23 protein-coding genes are annotated in these 25,522 nt (G+C 64.0%); 15 read left to right on the forward strand and 8 right to left on the reverse strand.

The window, feature by feature from the left end:
- The first annotated feature begins 6 nt into the window (after positions 1–6).
- The 6 genes from eda (at position 7) to IVB13_RS37145 (ending at position 5,045) form a co-directional block, all read left to right on the forward strand.
- Positions 7–657, forward strand: a complete 651-nt coding sequence (gene eda / locus IVB13_RS37120; protein WP_018459241.1) for a bifunctional 4-hydroxy-2-oxoglutarate aldolase/2-dehydro-3-deoxy-phosphogluconate aldolase — start codon at positions 7–9, stop codon at positions 655–657.
- A gap of 59 nt (positions 658–716) precedes the next feature.
- On the forward strand, positions 717–1,886 hold the full coding sequence (locus tag IVB13_RS37125) for an acetyl-CoA acetyltransferase (protein WP_007609038.1): 1,170 nt from the start codon (positions 717–719) through the stop codon (positions 1,884–1,886).
- Positions 1,887–2,004: 118 nt separating this feature from the next.
- A complete protein-coding gene (locus IVB13_RS37130; RefSeq protein WP_018459240.1) occupies positions 2,005–2,211 on the forward strand; it encodes a hypothetical protein in 207 nt (68 codons plus the stop codon).
- 121 nt (positions 2,212–2,332) lie between these two features.
- On the forward strand, positions 2,333–3,556 hold the full coding sequence (locus IVB13_RS37135; protein ID WP_247297549.1) for a CoA transferase: 1,224 nt from the start codon (positions 2,333–2,335) through the stop codon (positions 3,554–3,556).
- The gene (locus IVB13_RS37140; protein WP_247455841.1) at positions 3,553–4,689 is read left to right on the forward strand and encodes a thiolase family protein; all 1,137 of its coding nucleotides are present in this window, start codon (positions 3,553–3,555) and stop codon (positions 4,687–4,689) included. Before IVB13_RS37135 ends, IVB13_RS37140 begins: the two co-directional genes overlap by 4 nt.
- Positions 4,686–5,045 carry an OB-fold domain-containing protein gene (locus IVB13_RS37145; protein WP_085395909.1) on the forward strand — a complete coding sequence of 120 codons (360 nt, stop codon included), beginning with the start codon at positions 4,686–4,688 and terminating at the stop codon, positions 5,043–5,045. The genes IVB13_RS37140 and IVB13_RS37145 overlap by 4 nt, the downstream gene beginning before the upstream one ends.
- Positions 5,046–5,484: 439 nt before the next feature.
- On the opposite strand, the gene IVB13_RS37150 is transcribed toward IVB13_RS37145, so the two are convergent.
- Positions 5,485–5,655 carry a hypothetical protein gene (locus IVB13_RS37150; RefSeq protein ID WP_158091581.1) on the reverse strand — a complete coding sequence of 57 codons (171 nt, stop codon included), beginning with the start codon at positions 5,653–5,655 and terminating at the stop codon, positions 5,485–5,487.
- Here IVB13_RS37150 and IVB13_RS37155 point away from each other — a divergent pair.
- Both IVB13_RS37155 and IVB13_RS37160 read left to right on the forward strand, forming a co-directional pair.
- Entirely contained in the window at positions 5,654–6,181 is a 528-nt protein-coding gene (locus IVB13_RS37155) for a carboxymuconolactone decarboxylase family protein (protein ID WP_085352807.1), read from the forward strand. The two genes, IVB13_RS37150 and IVB13_RS37155, sit on opposite strands and share 2 nt — an antisense overlap.
- Before the next feature lie 26 nt (positions 6,182–6,207).
- Positions 6,208–6,510, forward strand: coding sequence for a nucleoside triphosphate pyrophosphohydrolase family protein (locus tag IVB13_RS37160; protein ID WP_026233761.1), 303 nt, complete (start codon positions 6,208–6,210; stop codon positions 6,508–6,510).
- A 5-nt stretch (positions 6,511–6,515) separates the two neighbouring features.
- Here the strand turns inward: IVB13_RS37160 and glsA are convergent, their stop codons facing one another.
- The 4 genes from glsA to IVB13_RS37180 all read right to left on the reverse strand — a co-directional run bounded on the left by glsA (position 6,516) and on the right by IVB13_RS37180 (position 12,049).
- Entirely contained in the window at positions 6,516–8,363 is a 1,848-nt protein-coding gene (glsA, locus tag IVB13_RS37165) for a glutaminase A (RefSeq protein WP_247369223.1), read from the reverse strand.
- 22 nt (positions 8,364–8,385) lie between these two features.
- Positions 8,386–10,461, reverse strand: a complete 2,076-nt coding sequence (locus IVB13_RS37170) for a TRAP transporter permease (RefSeq protein ID WP_085352809.1) — start codon at positions 10,459–10,461, stop codon at positions 8,386–8,388.
- 35 nt (positions 10,462–10,496) lie between these two features.
- Positions 10,497–11,663, reverse strand: a complete 1,167-nt coding sequence (locus tag IVB13_RS37175; protein WP_018459232.1) for a TAXI family TRAP transporter solute-binding subunit — start codon at positions 11,661–11,663, stop codon at positions 10,497–10,499.
- A gap of 164 nt (positions 11,664–11,827) precedes the next feature.
- Positions 11,828–12,049, reverse strand: coding sequence for an acetyl-CoA carboxylase biotin carboxyl carrier protein subunit (locus IVB13_RS37180; RefSeq protein ID WP_018459231.1), 222 nt, complete (start codon positions 12,047–12,049; stop codon positions 11,828–11,830).
- Between the two features lie 94 nt (positions 12,050–12,143).
- Between IVB13_RS37180 and IVB13_RS37185 the strand changes: the two genes are divergently transcribed.
- The 6 genes from IVB13_RS37185 to IVB13_RS37210 all read left to right on the forward strand — a co-directional run bounded on the left by IVB13_RS37185 (position 12,144) and on the right by IVB13_RS37210 (position 21,073).
- A complete protein-coding gene (locus IVB13_RS37185) occupies positions 12,144–13,118 on the forward strand; it encodes a helix-turn-helix domain-containing protein (RefSeq protein WP_085352811.1) in 975 nt (324 codons plus the stop codon).
- Positions 13,048–14,607 (forward strand): carboxyl transferase domain-containing protein, encoded by a 1,560-nt coding sequence (locus IVB13_RS37190; protein ID WP_085352812.1) that lies wholly within the window; start codon positions 13,048–13,050, stop codon positions 14,605–14,607. Before IVB13_RS37185 ends, IVB13_RS37190 begins: the two co-directional genes overlap by 71 nt.
- Positions 14,608–15,028: 421 nt before the next feature.
- On the forward strand, positions 15,029–16,726 hold the full coding sequence (locus IVB13_RS37195) for a GMC oxidoreductase (protein WP_247455844.1): 1,698 nt from the start codon (positions 15,029–15,031) through the stop codon (positions 16,724–16,726).
- Between the two features lie 263 nt (positions 16,727–16,989).
- Positions 16,990–18,504, forward strand: coding sequence for an ATPase domain-containing protein (locus tag IVB13_RS37200; RefSeq protein ID WP_085352814.1), 1,515 nt, complete (start codon positions 16,990–16,992; stop codon positions 18,502–18,504).
- Positions 18,501–20,210, forward strand: coding sequence for a response regulator (locus IVB13_RS37205; protein WP_085352815.1), 1,710 nt, complete (start codon positions 18,501–18,503; stop codon positions 20,208–20,210). Before IVB13_RS37200 ends, IVB13_RS37205 begins: the two co-directional genes overlap by 4 nt.
- A 299-nt stretch (positions 20,211–20,509) precedes the next feature.
- A complete protein-coding gene (locus IVB13_RS37210) occupies positions 20,510–21,073 on the forward strand; it encodes a hypothetical protein (protein WP_162847295.1) in 564 nt (187 codons plus the stop codon).
- 219 nt (positions 21,074–21,292) lie between these two features.
- Here the strand turns inward: IVB13_RS37210 and IVB13_RS37215 are convergent, their stop codons facing one another.
- From IVB13_RS37215 to IVB13_RS37225, 3 genes are all read right to left on the reverse strand, one after another.
- On the reverse strand, positions 21,293–22,588 hold the full coding sequence (locus tag IVB13_RS37215) for an MFS transporter (RefSeq protein ID WP_085352817.1): 1,296 nt from the start codon (positions 22,586–22,588) through the stop codon (positions 21,293–21,295).
- A gap of 106 nt (positions 22,589–22,694) precedes the next feature.
- Complete coding sequence (locus IVB13_RS37220; RefSeq protein WP_085352818.1) at positions 22,695–23,891, reverse strand: acetyl-CoA C-acyltransferase; 1,197 nt, start codon at positions 23,889–23,891, stop codon at positions 22,695–22,697.
- A 141-nt stretch (positions 23,892–24,032) separates the two neighbouring features.
- Positions 24,033–24,803: an enoyl-CoA hydratase gene (locus IVB13_RS37225; RefSeq protein WP_018459221.1), complete on the reverse strand. Its 771-nt coding sequence runs from the start codon at positions 24,801–24,803 to the stop codon at positions 24,033–24,035.
- Between the two features lie 151 nt (positions 24,804–24,954).
- Between IVB13_RS37225 and IVB13_RS37230 the strand changes: the two genes are divergently transcribed.
- A complete protein-coding gene (locus IVB13_RS37230; protein ID WP_018459220.1) occupies positions 24,955–25,494 on the forward strand; it encodes a PaaI family thioesterase in 540 nt (179 codons plus the stop codon).
- Positions 25,495–25,522: the final 28 nt, after the last annotated feature.

Genomic DNA, 25,522 nt, shown 5'->3' on the forward strand with positions numbered 1-25,522 from the left:
GCCAAGATGACCACGACTGCCCAACAGAACCACCTCGCCGCGCTGTTCAAGGCCGCGACTGTCATTCCCGTCCTCACCATCGAGCGTATCCAGGATGCGGTGCCGCTGGCGCGTGCGCTGGTGGCCGGCGGCGTCCGCACGCTGGAGGTGACCATGCGTACCCCTGTTGCGATCGAGGCGGCGAGGGCGATGATGGCCGAGGTGCCCGAGGCGGTGGTCGGCATCGGCACGATTCTCAATCCGGCCGACTTTACCCGTGTCGAGAAGCTCGGCGTTGCGTTCGGCATCAGCCCGGGCTTGACCCCGGACCTCTTGAAGGCCGCCACCCATAGCTCCTTGCCGTTTGCGCCGGGTATCGCCACGGCCTCCGAGCTGATGATGGCGCTGTCCTACGGCTTCGACATTGCAAAATTTTTCCCGGCCGAGCAGGCCGGCGGCATCAAGGGGCTGCGCTCGCTGGGTGGGCCGTTCCCGAACGTGCGGTTCTGCCCGACCGGCGGGGTCGGCGAGGCCAATGCGGCAACCTGGCTCGCGGAGCCCAATGTGGTCGCGGTCGGCGGTTCCTGGCTGTGCCCGACGGCGGAGATCAGGGCCGGGAACTGGGCCGGCATAACTGCCATCTGCCAGCGCACCCTCGAGGCCCTTAAACCCGCGTGAAGTCTTGCCATCCCTGAGCTAAGACTTAGGTCAGCAAGAGAGCGCCAGGGAGAATGACCATGACCGCCAGCATCGTCGGATGGGCGCATACGCCGTTCGGCAAGTTCGACACCGAGACCGTGGAAAGCCTTGTGGTGAAGGTAGCCAATGAGGCGCTGGCGGATGCCGGCATTTCGGCCGGCGATGTCGACGAGATCGTGCTCGGCCATTTCAACGCCGGCTTCTCGCCCCAGGATTTTACCGCCTCGCTGGTGCTCCAGGCCGACCCGAAGCTGCGCTTCAAGCCGGCGACCCGGGTCGAGAACGCCTGCGCCACCGGCTCCGCCGCCGTCCATCAGGGCGTGCGCGCGATCGCGGCCGGCGCGGCCAGGATTGTCCTCGTTGTCGGGGTCGAACAGATGACGCGCACGCCGGGCCCGGAGATCGGCAAGAACCTGCTCAAGGCGTCCTATCTGCCCGAGGACGGCGACACTGTCGGCGGCTTCGCCGGCGTGTTCGGCAAGATCGCCAGCTCCTATTTCCAGAAATACGGCGACCAGTCCGATGCACTGGCGCTGATCGCGGCCAAGAACCATAAGAACGGCGTCGCCAATCCCTTCGCCCAGATGCGCAAGGACTTTGGCTTCGACTTCTGCCGCGCCGAGAGCGAGAAGAACCCCTACGTCGCCGGCCCCCTGAAGCGCACCGACTGCTCGCTGGTCTCGGACGGTGCCGCTGCCCTGGTGCTGGCCGACGCGGAAACCGCCAAGGGCATGAGCAAGTCGATCGGCTTCCGCGCCACCGCGCACGCCCAGGATTTCCTGCCGATGTCCAAGCGCGACATCCTCCAGTTCGAGGGCTGCACGGTCGCTTGGCAGCGCGCACTGGAGAAGGCGGGCGTTACACTTTCCGATCTCTCCTTCGTCGAGACCCATGACTGCTTCACCGTCGCCGAGCTGATCGAGTACGAAGCGATGGGCTTGACGCCGCGGGGGCAGGGTGCCCGTGCCATCAAGGAAGGCTGGACGCTCAAGGACGGCAAGCTGCCGGTCAATCCGTCCGGTGGCCTGAAAGCCAAGGGCCATCCGATCGGCGCCACCGGCGTCTCCATGCACGTGATGACCGCGATGCAGCTCGCCGGCCAAGCGCCCGAGGGCATGCAGCTCAAGAATGCAAAGCTCGGCGGCATTTTCAACATGGGCGGTGCGGCGGTTGCCAACTACGTCTCCGTGCTGGAGCCGCTGAAGTAAGGCTGCTGCACGGTAGGCAAGGCGTGAAGCGCCGTGCCCACCTTCTTATCTTGCGCTAGATCATGGTGGGCCCGCTGGGGGCCCTTAAAGCTCTTGATCGATTTGCAGGGGATGCATCATGAGCAATGACTACGAAGATTCGCTGTCGATGGACGCACTCAACGATCGCATCGCGATTCTCGAGGACAATATCCGCCAGCTCATCGAGCAGGCCGCGGCCGCCTCGGGTGAGCAGAACGAGTCGCGGATCGCTGACCGCATCAACCAGCAGAATGATGAGCTCGACCGCCTCCTCAAGATTCGCGATTCCCGTCAGAAGAAATAGCCGCCTTTCGCCGCCGGCGCATGCGGCCATACGCCGGCGGCTCTTGCGCATGCGCCGCCACTGCCGTTAGCTGGACCGAAATCGCAGGCCTCACTTGAGGCCGCGCAATCGGGAGCGAACGATGGGGCCGCTGAAGGGCATCAAGGTCGTCGACATGACCACCGTGCTGATGGGCCCCTATGCGACCCAGATGCTCGGCGATTACGGCGCAGACGTCATCAAGGTGGAGTCTCTGGACGGCGACGTCACCCGCCTGATCGGCCCGATGCGGCACGCAGGCATGGGCCCGGTGTTTCTCAACACCAACCGTAGCAAGCGCTCGATCTGCCTTGACCTGAAGAAGCCCGCCGGCCGCGAGGCCGTGCTCCGCTTGCTGAAAGACGCCGACGTTCTCGTCTACAACGTCCGCCCGCAGGCGATGGCGCGGCTTCAACTCGGCTATGACGTTGTTTCCAAAATCAATCCGCGGCTGGTCTATGCCGGCGTGTTCGGCTTCGGCCAGGACGGGCCCTATGCTGCAAAACCGGCCTATGACGATCTGATCCAGGGCGCCACCGCGCTGCCCGCCTTGATGGCGCAGACCGGTGACGGTGTGCCGCGCTATGTGCCGAACGCACTGGTCGATCGCATCGTAGGCTTGACTGCCGTGGGCGCGATCTGCGCCAGCCTCGTGCACCGCGACCGCACCGGCCGCGGCCAGCGCGTCGACATCCCGATGTTCGAGACCATGGCCGGCTTCGTCATGGGCGACCACATGGGCGGATTGACCTATGAGCCCCCGCTCGACAAGGGCGGTTACGCCCGCCACCTCTCGCGCGACCGCCGGCCCTACAAGACATCGGACGGTTATCTCAGCGTCATCGTCTACAACGACAAGCAGTGGGAGAACTTCTTTAAGGCGACGGGACGCGACGACCTGCGCGCCGACGCGATGTTCGCGACATTCGCCGGCCGCGCCGCCAATATCGACGTCGTCTATGCCGAGCTCGCGCGCATCTTCGAGACGCGCAGCACCGCGGAATGGATCGACCTGCTCACCAAGGCCGACGTGCCGGTGATGCCCATGCACGACCTCGCGTCGATGCTGCACGATGAGCATCTGGAGGCGACCGGCTTTTTCCCAGTGGTGAACCATCCAACTGAAGGGCCGATCCGGAGCATGAGGGTGACGGCCACCTGGTCCGAAACCGAAGCCGAACCGGTGCGGCTCGCGCCGCAGCTCAACGAGCACGGCGCGGAAATCCTGCGCGAGATCGGCTATTCCGCCGACGAGATCGACGCCATGGTCCGCGATGGCGTCACCCGTTCGCCGCCCCGGAATGACGATGCACTGGTGCGCCCATGAGCTTCATCACCGGCGTCGGTCTCACGCCTTTCGGCAAGCACGAAGACTCGTCCTCGCTGGAGCTGATGAGCAAGGCCGCGCAGGCTGCGCTCGACGATGCCGGGCTCAAGCGTGCCGAGATCGACGGCATCCTCTGCGGCTACTCCACCGTCTCGCCGCACATCATGTTGGCGACCGTTTTTGCCGAGCATTTTGGCATCCGCCCCAGTTACGCCCATGCCGTCCAGGTCGGTGGCGCGACCGGGCTCGCGATGACCATGCTCGCCCATCATCTCGTCGAAGCGGGCGTCGCCCGCAATGTGCTCGTCGTGGCCGGCGAGAACCGCCTCACTGGACAGAGCCGCGACGCCTCGATCCAAGCGCTGGCGCAGGTCGGCCATCCCGACTACGAACTGCCGCTCGGCCCGACCATCCCCGCCTATTACGGCCTCGTCGCTAACAGATACATGCACGAGTACGGCGTGACGGAAGAAGACCTCGCCGAATTCGCGGTGCTGATGCGCACCCACGCCTGCACTCATCCTGGTGCGCAATTCCAGGATCCCATCGAGGTCGCCGACGTCATGGGCTCTAAGCCGGTGGCGATGCCGCTGAAGCTGCTCGATTGCTGCCCGGTGTCCGACGGCGGTGCCGCCTTCGTCGTCAGCCGCGAGCGGACGGGAGAGGCCGGCGTGCGCATTCGCGGGTGTGCCCAGGCTCATACCCATCAGCACGTCACTGCAGCGCCCGCCCTGAGCGAACTCGGCGCCGAGATCTCCGTCGCCCGCGCCAGGGAGGCCACCGGCCTCGCGATTTCCGACGTGCGCTACGCGGCGATCTACGACAGCTTTACGATCACGCTCGCGATGCTGCTGGAAGATCTTGGCCTTGCTGGCCGGGGCGAGGCAGCCGCACGCGTGCGCGCCGGCCATTTCAGCCGCGACGGCGCGATGCCGCTGAACACCCATGGCGGCCTGCTCAGCTACGGTCATTGCGGCGTCGGTGGCGCCATGGCGCATCTGGTGGAAACGCATCTGCAGATGACGGGGCGAGCGGCGAATCGTCAGGTGCGCGACGCCTCGATCGCGCTGCTGCACGGCGATGGCGGCGTGCTGTCGTCCCACGTCAGCATGTTCCTGGAGCGGGTGCGATGAGCAAGCGTCTTGGCGACTGGACCAATGGCGAACAGGCCGTCACCTATCAGACCTGCACCGCATGCGGCCATGTGCAGTATTTTCGTCGCGCCTTCTGCGTGGCCTGCGGCGCGTCCGATCTGCGGGAGCAGCGCGCCAGCGGCAAAGGCAGGGTCTATGCGACGTCGCTGGTCTGCCGCGCCGCCACGCCTGAGACAGGGTCGCACGTGCCCTACAACATCGTGCTGGTCGATTGCGCCGAGGGTTTTCGCATGATGGCGCATGGTGAGAATGATCTCGCCATCGGCGATGAGGTCAATGCGAGCTTCAAGCCATTCGCCGGCAAGCTGGTGCCGTTCTTCGCCAAAGACAGATAGTGAAATTTAGTTGCTCGATGCAGCCCGGATGGAGCGGACCGAAATCCGGGGTTTTCGCCTCACCGATAGACTTTCCCGGCTCGCGCTTCGCTCCATCCGGGCTCCTGCAGCAAAGCGAGCGGTGGGATCCGTCATTCGGGGGCGGTCCTGAGAGACCGAGCCTGGAACGGGAATTCTGGGCCTGGCCTGTGCGAGGGCCACCCCGGAATGACGAAAGCTCTCACCCGACTCTTAACTAGCGCCCGTAGAACAGGATGCTGGCGATGACGAGCATCGCCATCACCGCTAGCATATGCGCGAACGCTTCCGAGGCCGCCCCCTTGGTGGCTTCCTTCATTCCATTTTCTCCCTAGACTTGGGCGTGACTCATCGATGCGCGGTTAGCGCCCAACGGCCAATTGTTTTTACTCGGAACACCCCTTGCGAGTATCCGCCGCGATCAAGTCCCCACGCGGCGAATATCGACTGTCCCAAGGTCGTTCAGCAATGCGGCGGCATTTTGACTCGATGTTGTTGCTCCTGCGGACGCGCAAGAATACAGTTTCGTGGAAATTTCGCCGCTAACGACAAAAAGCATCAAAGGCTTAGGGAAAAACTTCAGGAAAATCATGGCCCGCATCAACTACAGCGACCCGTCCAAGGCATCCGACCGCACCCGGGAGATCCTCGACAAGAACCGCAATGCCAACATCTTCCGGATGATGTCGCATTCGCCGAGCTATTTCGAGCAGTACTGCCGGCTCGGCGGCGCCATCCGCCACAAGGGCGAGCTCGATCCGATCGTGCGCGAACTCGCGATCACCCGCACCGGCATTTTGTGCGAGGCGCCGTATGAGATCGTCGCGCACAAGCGCATCGGCAAGAATGTCGGCGTCACCGACGAGCAGAACGAGGCGCTCGAGAACTGGCAGGCCGCGAACTGTTTCAATGAAGTGCAGCGCGCCGCGCTAGCCTTCACCGACGAGATCGTCAAGCTGAACAAGCCGACGGATGCGACCTTCAAGGCGATCTCATCGAAGCTGACGCCGGCCGCACTGGTTGAACTGCAGCTCTCGGTGGGATTCTACATCATGACGTCAAAGTTTCTGGAGACCTTCGAGATCGACCTTCAGCCGGTCACCGAAGTGGTCGGCTGATCGAGCAATTGCTGTGAGGGATGCTCATGACGATCGATGAATATGCCGCCTGGGCTGCAACGATTGCGAAAGTCGATGAGCGTCCGTCGAACGAACGGCTGTCCTATCTCGGGCTCGGCCTCGCCGGCGAGTCCGGCGAAGTCGCCGACCATATCAAGAAGCTGCTCCGCGATGACTGGCTCGACCAGGCGGGCCTCGTCGAAGAGCTCGGCGATGTCATCTATTACTGGGCCTGCCTCTGCGTGGCGACCGGCCAGCAGCCATCGGAGCTGCTCAAGACCAGTGCCGCCAAGATCAAGCGGCGGATCAGCGAGGCGGCGAGCCGCTAGGCCGCTCAGGTGGAGGTCAAGATATCCACTTTGGCGTTGGCGACGATCAGGCGCTCGGCCAGAAGCTGCGCAAGATTGCGCATGATGCGTTCGCTGGCGTGCGGGTGCTGCTTGCGGAAGCGCTCGAACGCTTTCAGAGGCGCCTCGAACGCGGTCGCAGCCATATCCGCGAACACGTCCGCGGAGCGGGTGGTCTCGATCAGGGCCATCTCGCCGAACGCCATGCCGGCGGTGAGTGTTGCGAGCCGCACTCCGTCGGGCAGGGTGACATGCACCGCGCCGCTGCGCAGGAAGAACAGGGAATCGGCTGCGGCGCCAGTGGTGAGGATTTTCGCGCCAGACTGATAGATCCGGATCGTGCAGATCGAGGCGAGGTCGGTCAGCTCTTCCGCGCTGAGGCCTGCGAGCAGCGGCTGCTCGGAAAGCTCGGTGGTCTCGTGAAAATCGATCGAGCCGCCATAGCGGTAGACGATCTGGTCTTCGGCCCATTCGATCGCGGTGTCGAGCACATAGAAGTCGCGGACGTTCTTCAGCTCCGCGGTCCACTCCCGCAGGCTGTCCCATTCTTTGGAGGCGCGCCTGACGCCTGACAGGACGACGGTCACATTCAGCGCCGCCAGCTCCTCGAACGCTTCAGCCACCAGCCGCGCCCCGGCGCGTGTGGTGGAGGTGACGCGGTGGAGATCGAAAATCACGAATTGCGGCCGCGGCCGGCCCGCAAGCCGGCGTGAGACATAGTCGACCGCCGACAGCGACAGCGTGCCGACCAGCTCGATGATCCGCACCTCCTGCTCGTGGGCTGCGAGAATATCGCGCTCCTGCGGGCGGCGCACGCGCCGCGACGGGCTCTTGCCGATGTCGTAATCGGCGATGACGGCGTTGCGTGCGTCGTCGCTGCGGTTGAGCATATGCAGATCGTAATGCGAGGACAGCGCCTCGCAGACCTTGATGCCGCGCACGCTGTTGCCGTGCTTGTCGAGCCTTGGCGAATAGCTGCCGAGCCCGAGGCGGGCGGGGAGTGCGGCGAGAATTCCGCCGCCGACGCCACTCTTGGCGGGGATGCCGATCCGGTAGATCCATTCGCCGGCATAGTCGTACATGCCCGACGACGTCATCACCGACAGCGTGCGCGAGATCGCGTAAGGCGTCAGCACCTGCTCGCCGGTAACCGGGTTGACGCCACGGTTGGCGAGCGTTGCCGCCATCACGGCGATGTCGCGCGCGGTGACCAGCACCGCGCATTGCCGGAAATAGACGTCGAGTACGGCCGCGACATTGTCCGAGATCACCGCATTGGTCTTGAGGAGATAGCCGATGGCGCGGTTGCGGTCGCCGGTCTGGCTTTCGGAAGCGTAGACGGCCTCCTCGACGGCGAGGTCGCGGCCGGCAAAACGACTGAGCGCGAGGCGAATTTGCTCGAAGGCGTCCGGACCCTTGCTGTCGTGGATCAGCCCGGTGCAGGCGATCGCGCCGGCATTGACCATCGGGTTGAATGGATGATTCTCCGAGTTGAGCCGGATCGAGTTGAAAGGATCGCCGGAGGGCTCGACGCCGATTGCGCTCTCCACCCTGTTTGCGCCGAGCAGGTCCAGCGCCAGCGCGAACACGAACGGCTTTGACATCGACTGGATGGTGAAGGGCGCCCTGGAGTCGCCGACCTCGTAGACATGACCGTCCAGGGTCGCGAGGCTGATTCCGAAACAGGCAGGATCGGCCTTGCCGAGCTCGGGAATGTAGTCGGCGACCGCGCCCGAGGTCTCTGCCGAGAATTCGTTGAGGCAATTGTCCAGAAACCGCAGCAAAGGCGGCTTCGAGCGGGTCCAGGCGGTAGCGAGAGGCGAAAGCGGTTTCATTGCCTCTCTTTGTGCAACGCAATCAGGGCACGCGCAACCCGTCCGGCACCACGGTCTGCCGCCGGACCAGCAGCAGGGCGAGCAAAATCGTGGGGATCAGGATGGCGAGGCCGAGCAGCGTCACCTGCATCTGCGACAGCGGCATGATGCCGCCGCCGGGGGTGGCCACCACGAAACCGCCGATCACCAGCAGCACGCGGATGGGCCACTCCAGCGCACCGGCGCCGCGGAGATCGCCGACGAAGGGCTGGTAGCCCTGGATGCCGCCGCAGATGAACAGCGTGCCGAACGCCGCGAGCGCCATCAAGCCGAGACCGGCCAGATAGGGGCTCGGCCCCTGCAGCACCAGCGCGGGATTGAGCACGAAGAAGAACGGGATGAAATAGATGATGCTGCCGACCCACATCGATTCCCAGCCCGTCTTCATCGCCGGCGAGCCGGCAATACCTGCCGCTGCGAATGATGCAATCGCGACCGGCGGGGTGATCGACGACAGCATGCCCCAGTAGAAAATGAACATGTGCACGGCCATCTTGTTCAGCCCGAGCTTCTCCAGCGCGGGTGCGACCAGGATGGCGAGGAAGATGTAGCAGGCCGTCGTGGTCAGGCCGAGCCCGAGAATCAGGCTGGTCAGGGCGCACATGCCGAGCAGCAGGAACGGATTGTCGCCGGCGATATGCAGCAGGTCGTTGGCGAGGCTCGACACCACGCCGGTCATCGAGAAGGCGCCGATCAGCAGGCCGCACCCGGCGAGGATGCCGACAAGCTCGACGAAGGTGCGGCCGTTGACCTCGAGGAATTTGCCGATGGTCGCGACAGTCCAGCGCGTGTCCTTCGAGAACAGCTGGTTGAGCACAAGAAGCAATGCGGTGGCGTAGAATGGCGCATGGCTCTCGCGCTTGAAGTAGAGCAGCATCACGATCAGAAGGGCGATGACGAAGACGTAGTACCAGCCATCCTTGATCGTATCCATGACCCGCGGCAGCTCCGCGCGCGGAATGCCCTTCAGCCCGTGTCGTGCGGCGTAGGAATCGACCTGCATGAACAGGCCGATATAATAGAGCGCGGCGGGAATGACGGCCGCGATCGCGACATCGGCGTAGCTGACATTGAGGAACTGCGCGATTACGAAGGCGGTCGCGCCCATCACCGGCGGCGCCAGCACCGCGCCGGTCGAGGCACAAGCCTCGATCGCGCCCGCATAGGAGGCGCGAAAGCCGCTCTTCTTCATCACCGGAATGGTCATGGTGCCGGCGGTCAGCACGTTGGAGATGATCGAGCCTGACATCATGCCGAGCAGGCCGCTGGCGAAGATGCACACCTTGGCCGCGCCGCCGCGGAACGTGCCACACAGCGCGAAGGCGAGATTGATGAAGAACTTTCCGGCGCCGGTCATCATCAACGCGGTGCCGAACACCAGGAAGCCGATCACGGTGTCGGCAAACGCCTGGATGGGAATGCCGAGCAGGCTCTCGCCCGACAGCACGTGATAGGCGGTCGCCTGCTCCAGCGTCGACTGCGTGCCGCGGAACGGCCCGAGCCAGCTGGATTCCGCGAACAGCGGATAGACGGTGAAGGGAAGCACGCTCAGTAGCAGGCTCCAGCCGCCGGTGCGGCGCAGCGCCTCCATCAACATCACCCACATCACGAGACCGGCTGCGATCACGCTGTTCGGCGCGCCGCCGAATTCCCAGCCGGCCTCGGCGGCCTTGCGGACGTTCGACATCAACAGCAGCGCGGCGGCAAAGGTCACGACGAAGCAGAGAAGGTCATACCAGGGAATGCGATCGAGCGGCGCGCGCGGGGTCCCCGGGAAGATCAGGAACGTGAACGGCAGCATCAGGGCGATCAGGAGGTAGAAGTATTCCGTGTTGAGCTGGGTGTAGCCGACGAAGAAGCGCAGCGAGAATTGCTGGTTGATGCAGAGCAGGATGGTCGCGGCGGTCGCGAGGACGAGTAGCCAGCGCCAGGCGCCACGCAAGCTTCGCACGCGCGTAACTTCCGCTTCCTGCATGTTGGCGGCGGCGCCATGCGGATCGTCGAACACGATCCGCTTGGCCTCGTCCTGGGAGGGGGTGGAGACTGAAGCAGACGACATGATCGACCCCGGGCGTGGACAATTAACGCTGTGAACTAATCCTCGAACCCGTTCGGCATGTCGGCCTTCGCAAGCGCCGCGGCACGCGCCTTCATCCAGGCGTCGAGGAACGCCTTATCATCCGCAGGCGGATTGGATTTTCCGTAGTCGGTCCACGCGGCGCCAAGCACCTCTTGCCGCTTGATCAGTCCGTTGTTGTGCGCCTCCTGTGCGTCGTTCCATTGCCCGGCCTCCTTCAAAGCCTTCACCGCGCCGGGATGCACCGGCACCACCCAGTTCTTGGTCTGGCGATCGGCCGCAAGCCCGCCGGCGCCGGGCGCGGAGTCCTTGTAGGAATCGTAGTTCACGATCATCGCCTTGGTGATCGCATAGACCTGCTCGGGGGCTTGCGAGGCGTAGGCGACGAAGATCGGATAGGGATAGTTGCCGAGCTCGATCGGCTTGTCCGGCGAGATACCGGCGCCGCAGGTCGCGGTCTGCGGGAAGAAGAACGAGCCGACCTTCTGCATCCGTGCCCAACCTTCCTTGTCCTTGGCGGGCAGCGGCGGCCAGACCAGCCCGCGCGGCGAAGTCTCGGCTTCCTTGGCGGGACCGGTGATGGTGGTGCCGAAGGCCGCATCGGTGTCGTTGTTGATCAAGCCCTTCCACATCGCGCCGTAGCTTGCGAACTCGACGATCTTGACGTCCTTCTGCGTCAGGCCGGCGAAGGCGAGCACCGCGAGCGAGTTCTGGTTCAGTGCCGGCGAGCCGACGACGAAGCCGACGCGCTTTCCCTTGAGGTCCTTCAGCTCCTTCACCCCCGTATCCGCGGCCACGCCGAGCGAACCGCAATTGCAATCAACGCTCGAGAGCAGGATCTGGAGCGGCTGCGGGCCCCATTCCCTGGAGCCAAACTCGAACACGCCCTCCTGCGCGAAATATGTCCCCGATCCCATCGCCGCGGAGACCGCGCGCTTGGCGCGCAGCGGCGCCAGACGCGCGACATCGTTGCCTGCGGGGAGCACGCGCACGTCGGTCGAGTATTTGTCCTTCATCATCTTGCCGACGCCGACCGCGATGTTGAAGCCGGCGGTACCGGTGTCATAGGCGGTGAACGTCAATGTTGCCGGCAGCTTGATGTCGTCGGCGAATGCATAGCGTGTAGACACAAAAGAAAGGCCTGCCACCACGGCAGGCGCGAGCATGATCAGCCCACGACGCATGTTTCCCTCCAATGATCCTCGCGTTTGCCGCGACGATTTCTTTCTTTGTTTGAAACAGGTTTTGTTTGAGAGATCATGTCATCGCGGTCAGGCGATGGCAACGCCGTACCGCGAACGCAGCAATGAGGCTGACAGAATGTCGCGGAAAACGACGGAGAATGCAGTCAGCTTGCGACGATTGCGATCGCCTGTCCTTCGGTAACGACGTCGTCGAGCTTCACCAGAAGCGATGTGATCTCGCCGCTCACAGGCGAAAGCACCGGTATCTCCATCTTCATCGCTTCGACCACCACAATCTCATCGCCATCTGCAACGGTTCCTCCAACTTGCACGGGAGTTGCGCAGACGCGTCCGGCGATCTCCGTGACGATCTTAATTTCTGGCATGCCATCGCCTTTTTGTTGTGGTCGCAAAATGCCTGAGGTAGTTTCTTCTGCAAGCGGAATTTAATTCCGCACAGCGGAACAAGCGGTAGGGATCATGGGACGACGTTCGGAGCGGTTGAGTAGACAAGGTGCGCTCGCTGGCGAAGCCGGTGAGGGTGATGTCATCCAGGTGGTGTCGCGCGCGTTCGACGTGTTGCGGTGCTTCGAAGGCCACGAGGCCAGGCTTGGCAATCTCGAAATTTCAAATCGCTGCGGCCTGCCGCGCTCCACGGTGTCGCGGTTGACGCACACGCTGACGCGGATGGGGCAACTGGTTTATCTGCCGCGCGATCAGAAATATCGCATCGGGCCGAGCGCGGTGGCGATGAGCGCCTCGATGATGAAGGGCGCGCAGCTGCGCAGCATGATCCGCCAGCGGCTCCAGGAAGTCGCCGAGCAACTGCCGGGCACCGTCGGCTTCGTGGTCCCCGATCGCTTCCATCTGGTCTATCTCCAGTTCGCGCGTTCGGCCTCGGCACTCGGGCTGCACGAGGGCACCGGCAGCCGCATCTCGATGGCCTCGACCGCTGCAGGCGCAGCCTACACCGCGGCATTGGCGCCCGAGGTCGGCGATGCCTTCATCGCGGACATGGAGCGGGAAGCTCCCGAGGCTGCGAAAATCCTGCGGCCCCGCATCGAGGCCAACCGGCAGTCGCTGCATGAGCGCGGCTATGTCGTGGCCTGCGGCCTGTGGAGCCCGCATATCAACGGGCTCGCGGTGCCGATCTGGTCGCCGCAATACCAGACCTTCGTCGTCATCACGATCGGTCTTCTGTCGGCGATGTACGACGAAGAGCGCCTGCATGCCGAAGTCGCGCCGCTGATGCTCGCGCTCGGCCGTTCGCTCGGCAGCCTGATGGAGGGCGCGGAAGGCGACGTCTTCAACGCCCGCATCCCGCGTAAACCGGTCGCCATGGCCGTGCACAACAATAACAAGCCGATCAATTCGGAGGGAGTGAATGAACTGGAAGCCGGAACTCGACGAGCTCGCCCGGCGCGAAGCCTTCGCGCGGGAGATGGGCGGCGTTGACAAGGTCAAGCGTCAGCATGACCAGGGCCGACTGACTGTTCGGGAGCGTATCGACAGACTGACCGACAAGGGCAGCTTTCACGAGATCGGCGCCGTCTCCGGCGTCGGTGAATACGATTCCAACGGCGAGTTGCAGAAATTGACGCCGGCGAACTGCGTGTTCGGCCGCGCGCGCATCGAAGGCCGCACCGTCGTCGTGGTCGGCGACGATTTCACCGTGCGCGGCGGCTCGGCGGACGCGTCCATCTCCGCAAAACCGCTGATGGCGGAGGAGATGGCGCATGATCTCCGCCTGCCCATCGTCCGCATCATCGAAGGCTCCGGCGGCGGCGGCTCGGTCAAGACTATCGAGACCAAGGGCGCGGCGAACTTGCCGGGCGGCATCGGCGGCACACGCTGGTATCGCTTCACCACCGACAATTTGTCGCGCGTGCCCGTGGTCGCGCTCGGCCTCGGCTCGGTCGCAGGGCTCGGTGCCGCGCGTCTTGCCGCCAGCCACTATTCCATCATGACCCGGAAGTCCGCGATGTTCGTCGCAGGTCCGCCGGTGGTGAAGGCGCTGGGGCAGGACCTCTCGAAGGAAGAGCTCGGAGGCGCCGACATCCAGACCCGCGCCGGCGCGGTCGATCATGCCGTCGACACGGAGGAGGACGCCTTCGCCTGTGCGCGGCGATTCCTGTCCTATCTGCCGTCGTCGGTTTACGAGCTGCCGCCGACCTTGCCCTGCACCGACAATCCGGAGCGTACCGAAGAGACGCTGATGAGCGCGGTGCCACGCAACCGCAAGCAGGTCTACAAGATACGGCCGATCGTCGAACAGGTCGTGGACAAGGGCTCGTTCTTCGAGGTCGCCAAGAATTTCGGCAAGCCGATCATTGTCGGCCTCGCGCGGCTCGAGGGCAGGGCGGTGATGGTGCTCGCCAGCGACAGCTTTCACTATGGCGGCTCCTGGACGGCGGATGCCTGCCAGAAGGTCGTGCGCTGGGTCGACTTCGCCGAGACCTTCCATCTGCCGATCGTCTATCTCATGGACTGCCCCGGCTTCATGATCGGGCTCGATGCGGAGAAGGCGGGCACCATCCGCCATGGCGTTCGCGCTATGGCCGCGGTCAACCAGGCCACGGTGCCCTGGTGCACGGTGATCCTGCGCAACGCCTTCGGCGTCGCCGGCGTGGTGCATCAGCCCGCCGACCGCTTCTCGATCCGCTACGCCTGGCCGTCGGCCTATTGGGGCTCGCTCCCGCTCGAAGGCGGCATCGAAGCCGCCTACCGCGCGGACATCGACGCGGCCGAGGACAAGGCGGAGAAACTGAAAGAGATCGAGGACCGCCTCAACAAGCTGCGCTCGCCGTTCCGCTCCGCCGAAAAATTCTGGGTGGAGGAGATCATCGATCCCAGGAAGACGCGGTCGCTGCTGTGCGAGTTCGCGCGGCTGTCGGAGCCATTGCGAAAGCCAGGGCCGCCGGGGAATTTTTCGATCAGGCCGTAGCTTCAGCCGTCACTGCGAGCAGCTGTTGCCGATCTCAGCCTAATTGCAGTTCGGCAAAATTGATCTATCGCAACACGTCGCGTCCGATTGTCTGCAAGCGTCTCGTTTGAAACGAGGGAGAGACGTCATGACAAATGCGGGTAACGCGCTGCTTTGGACGGCCATATTTTTCTGCCTGTCGTTCGCTTCGATTTTTGTAGTCTGGTTTGCCGAGCGGTTGCGCGCGGGCTTCGTGAGGAAGCCGTAAAGCCTCCTCGGTTCGCTCCCTCGTCACCTGCTGACCGGACGGCGGATGCCAGCCGCCGGGCGGTGCCCTTGGCGTCGACGGCCTTGTGCTCGCGCTTTGCGCGGCAGCGATGACGTGACCTCAAAACAATAACGCGCTACGCTTCCCGGGCAAGAACAAGAGGAAGCGCCAATCGTGTATGACTTCATTATCGTGGGCGGCGGCTCGGCGGGGTCCGTGCTGGCCCACCGGCTCTCCGCGAGGAGCGCCAACAAGGTCCTGCTCTGCGAGGCCGGACAGGACACACCGCCCGGAGACGAGCCGGCCGAGATCAAGGACAGCTATCCGGGTACGGCCTATTTCGATCCGCGCTTCCACTGGACCGAGCTCAAGGTCACGACCCAGATCGTCAGCCACAACAATCCGGATGAAGGGCGCGCACCCCTGCGCAAATACGAGCAGGCTCGCGTGCTCGGCGGCGGCTCCTCGATCAACGGCCAGATGGCCAACCGCGGCGCGCCGACCGATTACGACGAATGGGAAGCGCGCGGCGCTGCGGGGTGGAGCTGGAATGATGTGCTGCCCTTCTTCAAGAAGGTCGAGCGCGACCTCGATTTCGACGGTCCCTACCACGGCAAGGACGGCCGCATCCCGGTCCGCCGAATCCCCAGGGAGCACTGGACGCGGCATTCGCAGGCGTTCGCGCAGGCCTTCCAGCAGGCCGGACATCAGTTCCTGCCGGACCAGAATGGCGAGTTCGTCGACGGGTTTTTCCCGGTGACGCACTCGAACCAGGCCGAGCAACGCGTCTCGGCTGCCATGGGCTATCTCGATCGCGACACGCGCAAGCGCGCCAACCTCACGATCTCCACCAACACGCAAGTCAGGGAATTGCTGTTCGAAGGCACGCGGTGCGTCGGGGTGAAGGCGGTGGTCGACGGGCGGGAGCAGGAATTCCGCGCCCGCGAGATCATTCTCTCCAGCGGCGCCATCCATTCGCCGGCGCATCTGTTGCGCGCCGGCATCGGCCCGGTCGGTCACCTCAGGGATATGGGCATTCCCGTGTTGATGGGGCTGCAGGGCGTCGGCCAACGCCTGATGGATCATCCCTCGATCTCGCTGTCGTCCTTTGTCCGCCGCGGCGCGCGGATGAACGAGCACACCAGGCGCCACATGCAGCTTGGCCTGCGTTACTCGTCCGGGCTCGAAGGCGTACCGAAAGGCGACATGTTCGTCGTGCTGCTCAGCAAATCGGCCTGGCACGCCGTCGGTGAGCAAATCGGATCGCTCCTGACATTCGTCAACAAGACCTATTCGGAGACCGGACAGGTCAAGCTTGCCTCGCGCGACCCGGCAGTCGAGCCGATCGTCGAATTCAACCTGTTGTCCGACCGGCGCGACCTTGATCGCCTGATGAGCGGTTTCCGCAAGATGGCGGCCGTGCAGATGAGCGACGTGGTCAGGGCCGTGACGGACAAGCCGTTCCCGGCCTCCTATACCGACCGTGTGCGCAAGATCGGCGTGGTCAACACCAAGAATCGGATTCTGACCAAGATCGCCGCGGCCCTGATGGACGGGCCGGCGGCGCTGCGCCACTACATGATCGACAATTTCGTGGTCGAGGGCTTCACCTTCGACGACGTCATCAACGATGACGAGGCGCTGGAAGCCTTCGTGCGCAAGGCCACGATCGGCGTGTGGCACGCCTCCTGCTCGTGCCGCATGGGCCGGACCGATGATCCGATGGCGGTCGTCGATCCAGAGGGGCGCGTCAAGGGCGTGCAGGGCCTGCGCGTCGTCGATGCCTCGATCTTCCCGGTGGTGCCGTGCGCCAACACCAATTTTCCGGTCCTGATGTCGGCGGAGAAGATCGCGGCCGCGATGATGCAGTGAGCCGGCGCGGCTTTTCGGGCTGGCGAACCGCCTTGTCGACGCTGACCGTCCAGGACCGCTAGTGATACCGCAAAAGCTGAAATGGTGGGCGAGAACGGTTCCGCGGCCGACGGTCTGGCGGACATGCGTGCTTAGGCGGAACTTGGAACCCGGCTTCGGCGTTCTTTGCCAGATTTCGCCTTACGACTGAGACGGGCCGCTGACCGCGCGTCCCATCTCGGGGCCGGAGCGCACTGTCGGCGATGGAGCTTCACGGGGGTTCAATGATCAATTCATCAAGCCGGGCGCAAACCAGCGATCCCGGAGAGTTGCCTAGGATTTCGACCGGCAGTGACGGTCTCGACGATATCCTCTACGGCGGGCTCGATCCCAATCGCATGTACCTCTACGAGGGCCGGCCCGGCTCGGGCAAGACCACGATGGCGCTGCAATTCCTTCTCGAGGGCGCCCGTTGCGGTGAACGCGTGCTCTATATCTCCTTGTCGGAGACCAAGCGTGAGCTGACGCTGGTTGCACAGCGGCACGGCTGGTCGCTGGAAGGGGTCGACATCTTCGAACTGGTGCCGCCCGAGACGACGCTCGATCCGGAGCGCGAGCTCACCGTCTTTCACCCCGCCGAAATGGAGCTGAGCGAAACCACGGGCCTGATATTCAAGGAGGTCGAACGGATCAATCCCGCGCGCGTGGTGCTGGACAGCCTGTCCGAGCTCCGCCTCCTTGCGCAGAACCCGCTGCGGTACCGGCGCCAGGTTCTGGCCCTGAAGCACTTTTTCACCAACCGCAACTGCACGGTCATCCTCCTCGACGATCTCTCGTCCTCCCAGGACGACCTGCAACTCCATTCGATCGCGCATGGCGTCGTGATGCTCGAACAGCTCGCCATTGATTATGGGGCAGAGCGCCGGCGGCTTCGCGTGATTAAGATGCGCGGCATTCGATTTCGCGGCGGTTTCCACGATTTCACGATCGAAGCGGGAGGGGTGCGGATATTCCCCCGTCTGGTGGCGGCGGAACATCACACCTCGTTTATCGGTGAATTGACGCCCAGCGGCAATGCACAACTCGACCAGCTCCTGGGAGGAGGGCTCGAGCGCGGCACCAGTGCGCTGCTCTTGGGCGCCGCCGGTGTCGGCAAGTCGTCTCTCGCGCTGACCTATGCGATCGCGGCGGCAGATCGCGGTGAGCATGCGGTGTTCTTTGCCTTCGATGAAGGTCGCGGTACAGTGGAGGCCCGGGCTCGAACGCTGGGCCTGCCGCTTGAAAGCCATCTGCAATCGGGACTCATCCGATTTAAACAGATCGATCCCGCCGAAATGTCCCCCGGCGAATTCGCCGCCAATGTGCGCAACAGCGTCGAAAAGGACAACGCCCGAATTGTTGTCATCGACAGTCTGAACGGCTACCTCAACGCAATGCCGGATGAGCGATTTCTCATCCTCCAGATGCACGAGCTCCTGAGCTATCTCGGGCAGAAAGGCGTGCTGACCGTCCTGATCCTCGCTCAGCACGGGCTGGTCGGTCCGATGGAAACGGCTCTCGATATCAGCTATTTGAGCGATGCCGTGCTCATGCTGCGCTATTTCGAGGTCGGCGGAACGGTGCGGCGCGCCCTCTCGGTCGTGAAGAAGCGCAGCGGCAATCATGAAAATTCCATCCGCGAGTTTCGTCTTGGCAGTGCCGGCATTACGGTCGGTCCTCCGCTGACCGGATTCAGCGGCATCTTTTCCGGGAATCCGCGTTACTCGGGCACGGAGATACCGGAGGGGCTGTCGGAATGAGCGCCGACCGCGATCATTGCGTCCTCGTGTTTGCTCCGATTGGCCGCGATGGACCGGCATCGGTCGAGCTTCTCCGCAGTTCGAATCTCGTGGCAATCAATTGTCGAGGTCTGCCTGAACTGGTCAACGAGATGTCGGCTGGCGTGGGCGCGGTGCTTCTCGCCGAGGAGGGCTTGTTCGGAAAGGATACCCAGCCGCTGGCACATTGGATCGAGCGGCAGCCGCCCTGGTCCGACCTGCCCTTTGTCATTCTTACCAGCCACCGGGAGCAGCCGGCGGTGGTTGCCTGGCGCCGCAGCATCGTCGATACACTCCGCAACGTTTCGCTGCTCGAGCGCCCGGTTCAGCCGATCACGCTGACGAGCGCAATTCAATCCGCAATGCGGGCCCGCCGGCGGCAATATGAGATTCGGACCTTGCTGCAGGCGCGCGAGCGGACGGCCCAGGAGCTCGAGAAGCTCGTGGTCGAGCGCACCCGTGCCCTCGAGGAGGCCAACAAGCATCTGCGGGCCGAAATGGAAGAGCGCGCCCGCGTCGAGGAGACCCTTCGTCAGGCCCAGAAGATCGAGGCCATTGGGCAATTGACCGGCGGAGTAGCTCACGATTTCAATAATCTGCTGATGGTGATCTCCGGTGGATTGGACATGCTCGACCGACAGACCGATCCTGATCGGCGGCGTCGGCTGTTGGAAGGAATGGTTCAGGCGGCGCAGCGTGGTGCGGGCCTGACCAGGCAGCTTCTGGCTTTTTCACGGCGGCAGAAGCTCCGGCCCGAGGCCGTCGACATCCCCGCGCAGATCGGCGGCATGCGCGAATTGCTCGATCGGAGCCTGAGAGGCGACGTTCACGTCGAGTTCGATTTTCCGGAGGGGCTTTGGCCGGTTGAGGTCGATCCGGGAGAGCTCGAACTGGTCATTCTCAATCTGGCGGTCAACGCCCGCGATGCGATGCCGAACGGCGGTACGATCGTTGTCCGTGGCGAGAACCTGGCCGGCCTGAACGAGAACGAGATCGCGGGCGATTACGTTCGCCTATCCGTGGTCGACAGGGGTGTTGGAATGAGCCCCGAGATCCTGGCGCGGGTCTTCGAACCGTTCTTCACGACCAAGGATGTGGGGAAAGGCTCGGGCCTGGGGCTTGCTCAGGTCCACGGATTTGCGACGCAATCACGCGGGATGGTTCGAATAAAATCGATCGTCGACGAGGGCACCAGCATCGAGCTCTATTTGCCGCGATCCAGGAATATCCCTTCGGGTGAACGGCACCTCATCGACCTGAACAGGGCTCGGCCCAAGAAGGCCAATCAGGGCCGAATCCTCCTCGTCGAAGACGACGACGAGGTCGCCGCGCTCGTCAGCGAGATGCTTGCGCAACTCGGTTACCAGGTCACGCGCGCGGCCAGCGCTGCGGCGGCTCTCGGTGCCCTAGCGGACGGCCGCTCCGTCGATCTGGTGTTTTCCGATATCATGATGCCGGGCGGCATGAACGGTGTCGAACTCGCGCGCGAGATCAGAAGAAGGCGAAGCGACATTCCGGTCCTGCTGACGAGCGGATACGCCGAAGCCGCGGTTCACGACGCCGAGCAGGCTGGGATCCGGATCCTGTCGAAACCCTACCACATCGACGAGCTCGCCGCAGCGCTCGGCGCTGCAAAATCGGACTTTGCGATAGCCACAGGAGCGGGGTTGGCGACGACTCGGGGCTGACCAAGCGCGCAACAATCACTGCCCGGGTTTATGGCTCGAGGGGCACCCTGCGCAATTGCGCGCTCGGGCCGGTCGACGCCCGTCGCTGAGCGGCGCGTGCACATGCGATCGCATTTCGGTTGCGACGACACGCGTTCGTTCTCTGCGAATATCTATCTCCGCCGCTACGTCTGGGCTATGAGGACTGCAGAAATCGGCCCGCTAATGAAGCCACTTTTGGCCGTTCTTTTAGCCGATTTCAGCCAAACTGTTATTGGTTTCTCATGCCGGGGCAGGGATCTTCAATTTGGAGCCCTGCAATGTTCAAGGCGGTTCTTTCTGCGTGTCTCTTGGTTGCCCTCAGCTCCGTCGCTTCCGAAGCACGGACTTATCGCATTCATCAAGTACCTGAATGCAACGTCACGATGCCCTGCGACTTCTCATATGCGCAACCGCGCCGTGAGCGGACTTCCCGGTCCCCACTGAATCCCAGGTCCTCGCTACAAGCCTATCGCGCGACGCAATTGACAGTGACCGACGCGGGCGGCGCCCCGACGACGAGCATCTCCAGCGCCCGCATCGTCGGCAGTCGTCCGGCAGGGTGTCCTTCCTCCTTCTGCGGCTGCGGCGCGGCTCTGCGCGTGTTCGGCCGTATCGTGCCGGAATTGAATCTTGCGGCCAATTGGCTGCGCTTCCCGCGGACATCACCCGCACCGGGAATGGTCGCAGCGCGACGTGGACATGTATTCGTCCTCGAGCAGCATTTGGAAGGGGACACCTGGATGGCGTACGACGCCAACTCGGGCGGACACGCGACGCGAATGCATGCGCGTTCATTGCGTGGCTATACGATCGTCAACCCGCGCGGGGGGTCCCTCGCCTGAGCGGCCAGCCGACATAATTGCGACGCATGAACATCCGCAAGGCGTCTGTTGACGGTTACGGCAGGTTCGCCTTGCTGATTTTCGATCTGCGACGGCTGGTCGCGCTTTATTTCAGGTACGTCTTCCGCAATCGAGCGGCACCCCGAACCCGGACGACCCGCCTCGTGTCGGGCGGATCGGTGACGCCGCATTTTACGGCGTCACCGGCACCATCAGATACTAAGCCATCGCCGCTTGCGGCTTCGGCTTCGGTTGTCGCGACAGCGTCAGCACGATCAGCGAGGCGAACACGCAGAGCGCGCCGGCGATGAAGAAGGCGGGCAGGTAGCTCTGATAGACCGTCCGCGAGAGACCGGCGCCGAAGGCAGCGGTGCCCGCGCCGAGCTGGTGGCCTGCAAAGATCCAGCCGAACACCAGATTGGCGCGCTCAGGTCCGAATTTCTGCGCGGTCAGGCGCACCGTGGGCGGCACAGTTGCAATCCAGTCGAGCCCGTAGAACATCGCGAAGATCGAGAGCCCATAGAACGAGAAATCGCTGAAGGGGAGGAAGATCAGCGAGAGCCCGCGCAGGCCGTAATACCAGAACAGCAAATAGCGGTTGTCGTAGCGGTCCGAAAGCCATCCCGACATGATGGTGCCGAAGAAGTCGAAGATGCCCATTGCAGCCAGCAAGCCCGCGGCCTGCACCTGCGGGATGCCGAAATCGAGGCACATCGGAATCAGATGCACCTGCACGAGGCCGTTTGTGGATGCGCCGCAGACGAAGAACGTCGCAAACAGGACCCAGAACGCGCTGCTCTTCGAGGCCTCGCGCAGCGTGCCGAGTGCGACGCCGGTGATCGAGCCATGGCTGATGGGCGGCGCTGGCAGGGGTGTGGTGCCTTCGTCGCCGAACGGGCGCAGGCCCAAATCGCTCGGACGGTCGCGCATCGCGAGCAGGACCGCGAGGGCGGAAACACCAAGTGCGATGCAGACGAAGCCGAGCGCAAGCCGCCAGCCGAAGCGTTCGGTGAGGCTTGCCAGCAGCGGCAGGAACACGAGCTGACCGGTGGCGACGCTCGCGGTCATGATGCCGACGACGAGGCCGCGCCGCGCCGCGAACCAGCGCGTCGCGATGGTAGCGCCCAGCACCAGCGCGGTCATGCCGGTGCCGATCCCGATCACGACGCCCCACAGCGCGACGAGCTGCCAGACCTCCGTCATGCCGAGCGAGAGCACCAGCGCCGAGACCACGATGAGCTGCGCGGTCAGCGTGACATTTCGCAGGCCGTAGCGGTTGAGCAGGGCCGCCGCGAACGGCGCCATCAGCCCGAACAGGATGAAGCGAATCGACAACGCCGACGAGATCTCCGCCGTGCTCCAGCCGAATTCCTTCTGAAGCGGAACAATGAAAACGCCGGGCGCGCCGACCGTGCCGGCGCTGATCAGCGCGGTGAGGAAGGTCACGCCGACCATCACCCAGCCGTAGTGGATATTGCGGCGGCCGAGTGTTGCCGCGAGCCAGTTCGAGATCATTGGGCCTCAATCTTGATGGGCAGGCGAGAGCCTGCGCAAGTTTTCAGAATGGCACGGGACGCGTCTGTCGGAAATGACGGAGTTCCCTCATTTCCGGACGTTCTCGTCAGTGCGTCAGGCGCTCTACCGCGATCGCAGTAGCTTCGCCGCCGCCGATGCAGAGCGCGGCGACGCCACGCTTGAGGTTTCGCGCCTCGAGCGCATGCAGCAGCGTCACGATCAGCCGTGCGCCGGTGGCGCCGATGGGATGGCCGAGCGCGCAGGCGCCGCCGTTGATGTTGAGCTTGTCGCGGGGAATGCCGAGATCGCGCTGGGCCGCCATCGCCACCACGGCGAAGGCTTCGTTGATCTCGAACAGATCGACATCGCCGGCATTCCAGCCGACTTTGTCCAAGAGCTTGCGGATCGCCGGGATCGGGGCCGTAGTGAACCATTGCGGCTCCTGGCTGTGGGTGGTGTGGCCTTTGATCACGGCGAGAGCCGGCAGGCCGCTGCGATCGGCGAGCGAGCGCTTCGTCAGAACCAGCGCAGCGGCGCCGTCGGCGTTGGCGGAGGAGGCCGCCGGCGTGATGGTGCCGTTGGCGCGGAACGCCGGCTTCAGCCCGGGGATCTTTGCGGGATCGACCTTGAGCGGATGTTCGTCATTGGCGACGATGCGGGGGCCGGCCTTCTCACTCAGCGTGATCGGCGCGATCTCGGCCTTGAACGCACCGCCCTCGACCGCCTTGCGTGCGCGGCTGAGCGTTTCCATCGCAAAGGCGTCCTGGTCCTTGCGGGTGAACTGATAGGCTTCTGCGGTGGCCTCGCCGAAATCGCCCATGGAGCGGCCGGTCTCGTAGGCGTCTTCGAGGCCGTCCATCATCATATGGTCGATGATGCGATCATGGCCGGCGCGATAGCCGCCACGCGCCTTGGCGAGCAGATACGGCGCGTTGCTCATGCTTTCCATGCCGCCGGAGACGACGATCTCGGCCGAGCCGGCGCAAATGATGTCGTGCGCCAGCATGGTCGCTTTCATGCCGGAGCCGCAGACCTTGTTGACAGTAGTCGCGCCGGTGGCATCGGGTAGGCCGGCGGCCCGCGCCGCCTGGCGCGCGGGGGCCTGGCCCTGGCCGGCGGGAAGGACGCAGCCCATGAAAACCTCGTCGATTTTCTCCGGCGCAAGCTTGGCACGCTCCAGTGCCGCGCCGATCACGTGCGATCCGAGCTTGTGCGCGGCCAGCGGCGAAAGCTCGCCCATGAAGCGGCCGAGCGGTGTCCGGACGGCGGAGACGATGACGACGGGATCGGCGGCTTCGGCCATGGGTGAGACTCCGTGAGAGCCAACTATGTAAGATTACGGTCATCATATGATGCGGCGCAAAAAATGCAACTGCGCGGGGCATGAGAAATTGTCGTAGGTCGGATGAGATTTGCTCGTTCGATCGGACGAGGTGGAGAGCGCCTACCGCTTCCGATTCACAAACGCGCCCATCAGCCGCGTCGGCTCGTCCGTCAGGAACGACTCGCCGAAGACTTTGACGCTCAAATTTACCGACTCGGTCAGCGGCAGCTCCTCCCATTGCCGCAGCAATGCCTTCTGCGACCGCAGCGCCTCGGGGCCGCATTCGAGCAGGGCCTTCACGAGGTGCTCGACCTCGGCATCGAGCCCACCCTCCGGCGCGACCTTGTCGACCAACCCCCAGGCCAGCGCCGTCGGCGCGTCGATGTTCTCAGCGGTCATCACCAGCCAGCGCGCGCGGGCCCACCCGATCAGGCGCGGCAGCAGCGCGGCATGGATCACCGAGGGAATGCCGACCCGCACCTCCGGCATGCCGAAATGCGCATCACGGGCGGCGATCCGGAAATCGCAGGCCGCGGCGACTTCGAGCCCGCCGCCGAGGCACCAGCCGGGCATGCGCGCGATCATAGGGGCCGGGAAGGCGCGCACGGCCTCGCAGAGGTCGCGCAGGCGGCTGATGAAGGCCTCGGCGGACTTCTGGTCGAGCTTGGCCATCTCCTTGATGTCGGCGCCGCCGATCATGCTCTTCTCGCTCTGGCCGCGCAGCACCACGACCCGGATGCTGCGGTCGGACGAGAGCTGCTGCAGGCCTTCGCGCACCGCATCGGTGACGGGCGAGCTCAAAATGTTCAGCGAGCCGGCATTGCAGATCGCGACATGAACGACGCCGCGCGCATCGCGCGTCACCCCGCAGTGGTTGTTGAGCATTTCCATGAGAGGATCTCTGAGCTTCGTAGACGTGCGAATACGCCGGTCAGGTCACACTTCCGGGCCGAAACGCATTGCTTGTCAAGCCGGCGGGGAGGGAGTTGCCAGCGCTAAGTCCGCAGCATAGTATGATGAAAATCATACAAAAGAGGCCGCGATGACCGACATCGATCAACTCGACCTGTTTTCGCCTGCGGGCCGGCGCGAGCGGGTGGTTGAATGGCAGGTGCCTGCGCCGGTTGCGAAAGTGGCGATGGGCCTGTCAGGCATGGATGCGATGCTGGGCATCCGCGACGGAAGGCTGCCGCCGCCACCCTTTGCCAAGCTGATCGGCTTCATCATGGCCGTGGTCGAGCCGGGCCGGATCGTCATGGAACTCGAGCCGCGCGAGGATCTCGAAAACACCATAGGCCTCCTGCACGGGGCCACAGCCGCCGCGCTGCTCGACACCGCCATGGGGTGTGCGATCTCGACCCGGCTGGAGCCCGGGCAGGGCTCCGTCACCCTCGATCTGAAAATGACCTTCCTGCGTCCGCTCTCGGTCCGGTCCGGGTTGATCTCCGCCGAAGGCAAGGTGATCAAGCTGGGACGCCAGACCAGCTACGCCGAGGGATTTGTCCGCGACGGTAAGGGGGCGCTTGCGGTGCACGCAACGGCGACCTTTTCCATGATCGGCAACAATTTTACCGGGAATTAATGCGCCGTCCGGCCGATATCCGTGTTAT

This window comes from Bradyrhizobium sp. 17 (genome assembly GCF_023073515.1).
Lineage (GTDB): Bacteria > Pseudomonadota > Alphaproteobacteria > Rhizobiales > Xanthobacteraceae > Bradyrhizobium > Bradyrhizobium canariense_D.

What these genes read in the sequence shown, in the direction of transcription:
- IVB13_RS37190 (WP_085352812.1), top strand. Translation starts at nt 13,048, where the DNA reads ATGAACTGGAAGCCGGAACTCGACGAGCTCGCCCGGCGCGAAGCCTTC.
- glsA (WP_247369223.1), bottom strand. Translation starts at nt 8,363, where the DNA reads ATGAAACCGCTTTCGCCTCTCGCTACCGCCTGGACCCGCTCGAAGCCG.
- IVB13_RS37185 (WP_085352811.1), top strand. Translation starts at nt 12,144, where the DNA reads ATGGGACGACGTTCGGAGCGGTTGAGTAGACAAGGTGCGCTCGCTGGC.
- IVB13_RS37130 (WP_018459240.1), top strand. Translation starts at nt 2,005, where the DNA reads ATGAGCAATGACTACGAAGATTCGCTGTCGATGGACGCACTCAACGAT.
- IVB13_RS37135 (WP_247297549.1), top strand. Translation starts at nt 2,333, where the DNA reads ATGGGGCCGCTGAAGGGCATCAAGGTCGTCGACATGACCACCGTGCTG.
- IVB13_RS37145 (WP_085395909.1), top strand. Translation starts at nt 4,686, where the DNA reads ATGAGCAAGCGTCTTGGCGACTGGACCAATGGCGAACAGGCCGTCACC.
- IVB13_RS37180 (WP_018459231.1), bottom strand. Translation starts at nt 12,049, where the DNA reads ATGCCAGAAATTAAGATCGTCACGGAGATCGCCGGACGCGTCTGCGCA.
- IVB13_RS37140 (WP_247455841.1), top strand. Translation starts at nt 3,553, where the DNA reads ATGAGCTTCATCACCGGCGTCGGTCTCACGCCTTTCGGCAAGCACGAA.
- IVB13_RS37150 (WP_158091581.1), bottom strand. Translation starts at nt 5,655, where the DNA reads ATGATTTTCCTGAAGTTTTTCCCTAAGCCTTTGATGCTTTTTGTCGTT.
- IVB13_RS37225 (WP_018459221.1), bottom strand. Translation starts at nt 24,803, where the DNA reads ATGGAAATGCTCAACAACCACTGCGGGGTGACGCGCGATGCGCGCGGC.
- IVB13_RS37155 (WP_085352807.1), top strand. Translation starts at nt 5,654, where the DNA reads ATGGCCCGCATCAACTACAGCGACCCGTCCAAGGCATCCGACCGCACC.
- IVB13_RS37175 (WP_018459232.1), bottom strand. Translation starts at nt 11,663, where the DNA reads ATGCGTCGTGGGCTGATCATGCTCGCGCCTGCCGTGGTGGCAGGCCTT.
- eda (WP_018459241.1), top strand. Translation starts at nt 7, where the DNA reads ATGACCACGACTGCCCAACAGAACCACCTCGCCGCGCTGTTCAAGGCC.
- IVB13_RS37210 (WP_162847295.1), top strand. Translation starts at nt 20,510, where the DNA reads ATGTTCAAGGCGGTTCTTTCTGCGTGTCTCTTGGTTGCCCTCAGCTCC.
- IVB13_RS37170 (WP_085352809.1), bottom strand. Translation starts at nt 10,461, where the DNA reads ATGTCGTCTGCTTCAGTCTCCACCCCCTCCCAGGACGAGGCCAAGCGG.
- IVB13_RS37125 (WP_007609038.1), top strand. Translation starts at nt 717, where the DNA reads ATGACCGCCAGCATCGTCGGATGGGCGCATACGCCGTTCGGCAAGTTC.
- IVB13_RS37205 (WP_085352815.1), top strand. Translation starts at nt 18,501, where the DNA reads ATGAGCGCCGACCGCGATCATTGCGTCCTCGTGTTTGCTCCGATTGGC.
- IVB13_RS37160 (WP_026233761.1), top strand. Translation starts at nt 6,208, where the DNA reads ATGACGATCGATGAATATGCCGCCTGGGCTGCAACGATTGCGAAAGTC.
- IVB13_RS37220 (WP_085352818.1), bottom strand. Translation starts at nt 23,891, where the DNA reads ATGGCCGAAGCCGCCGATCCCGTCGTCATCGTCTCCGCCGTCCGGACA.
- IVB13_RS37230 (WP_018459220.1), top strand. Translation starts at nt 24,955, where the DNA reads ATGACCGACATCGATCAACTCGACCTGTTTTCGCCTGCGGGCCGGCGC.
- IVB13_RS37215 (WP_085352817.1), bottom strand. Translation starts at nt 22,588, where the DNA reads ATGATCTCGAACTGGCTCGCGGCAACACTCGGCCGCCGCAATATCCAC.
- IVB13_RS37200 (WP_085352814.1), top strand. Translation starts at nt 16,990, where the DNA reads ATGATCAATTCATCAAGCCGGGCGCAAACCAGCGATCCCGGAGAGTTG.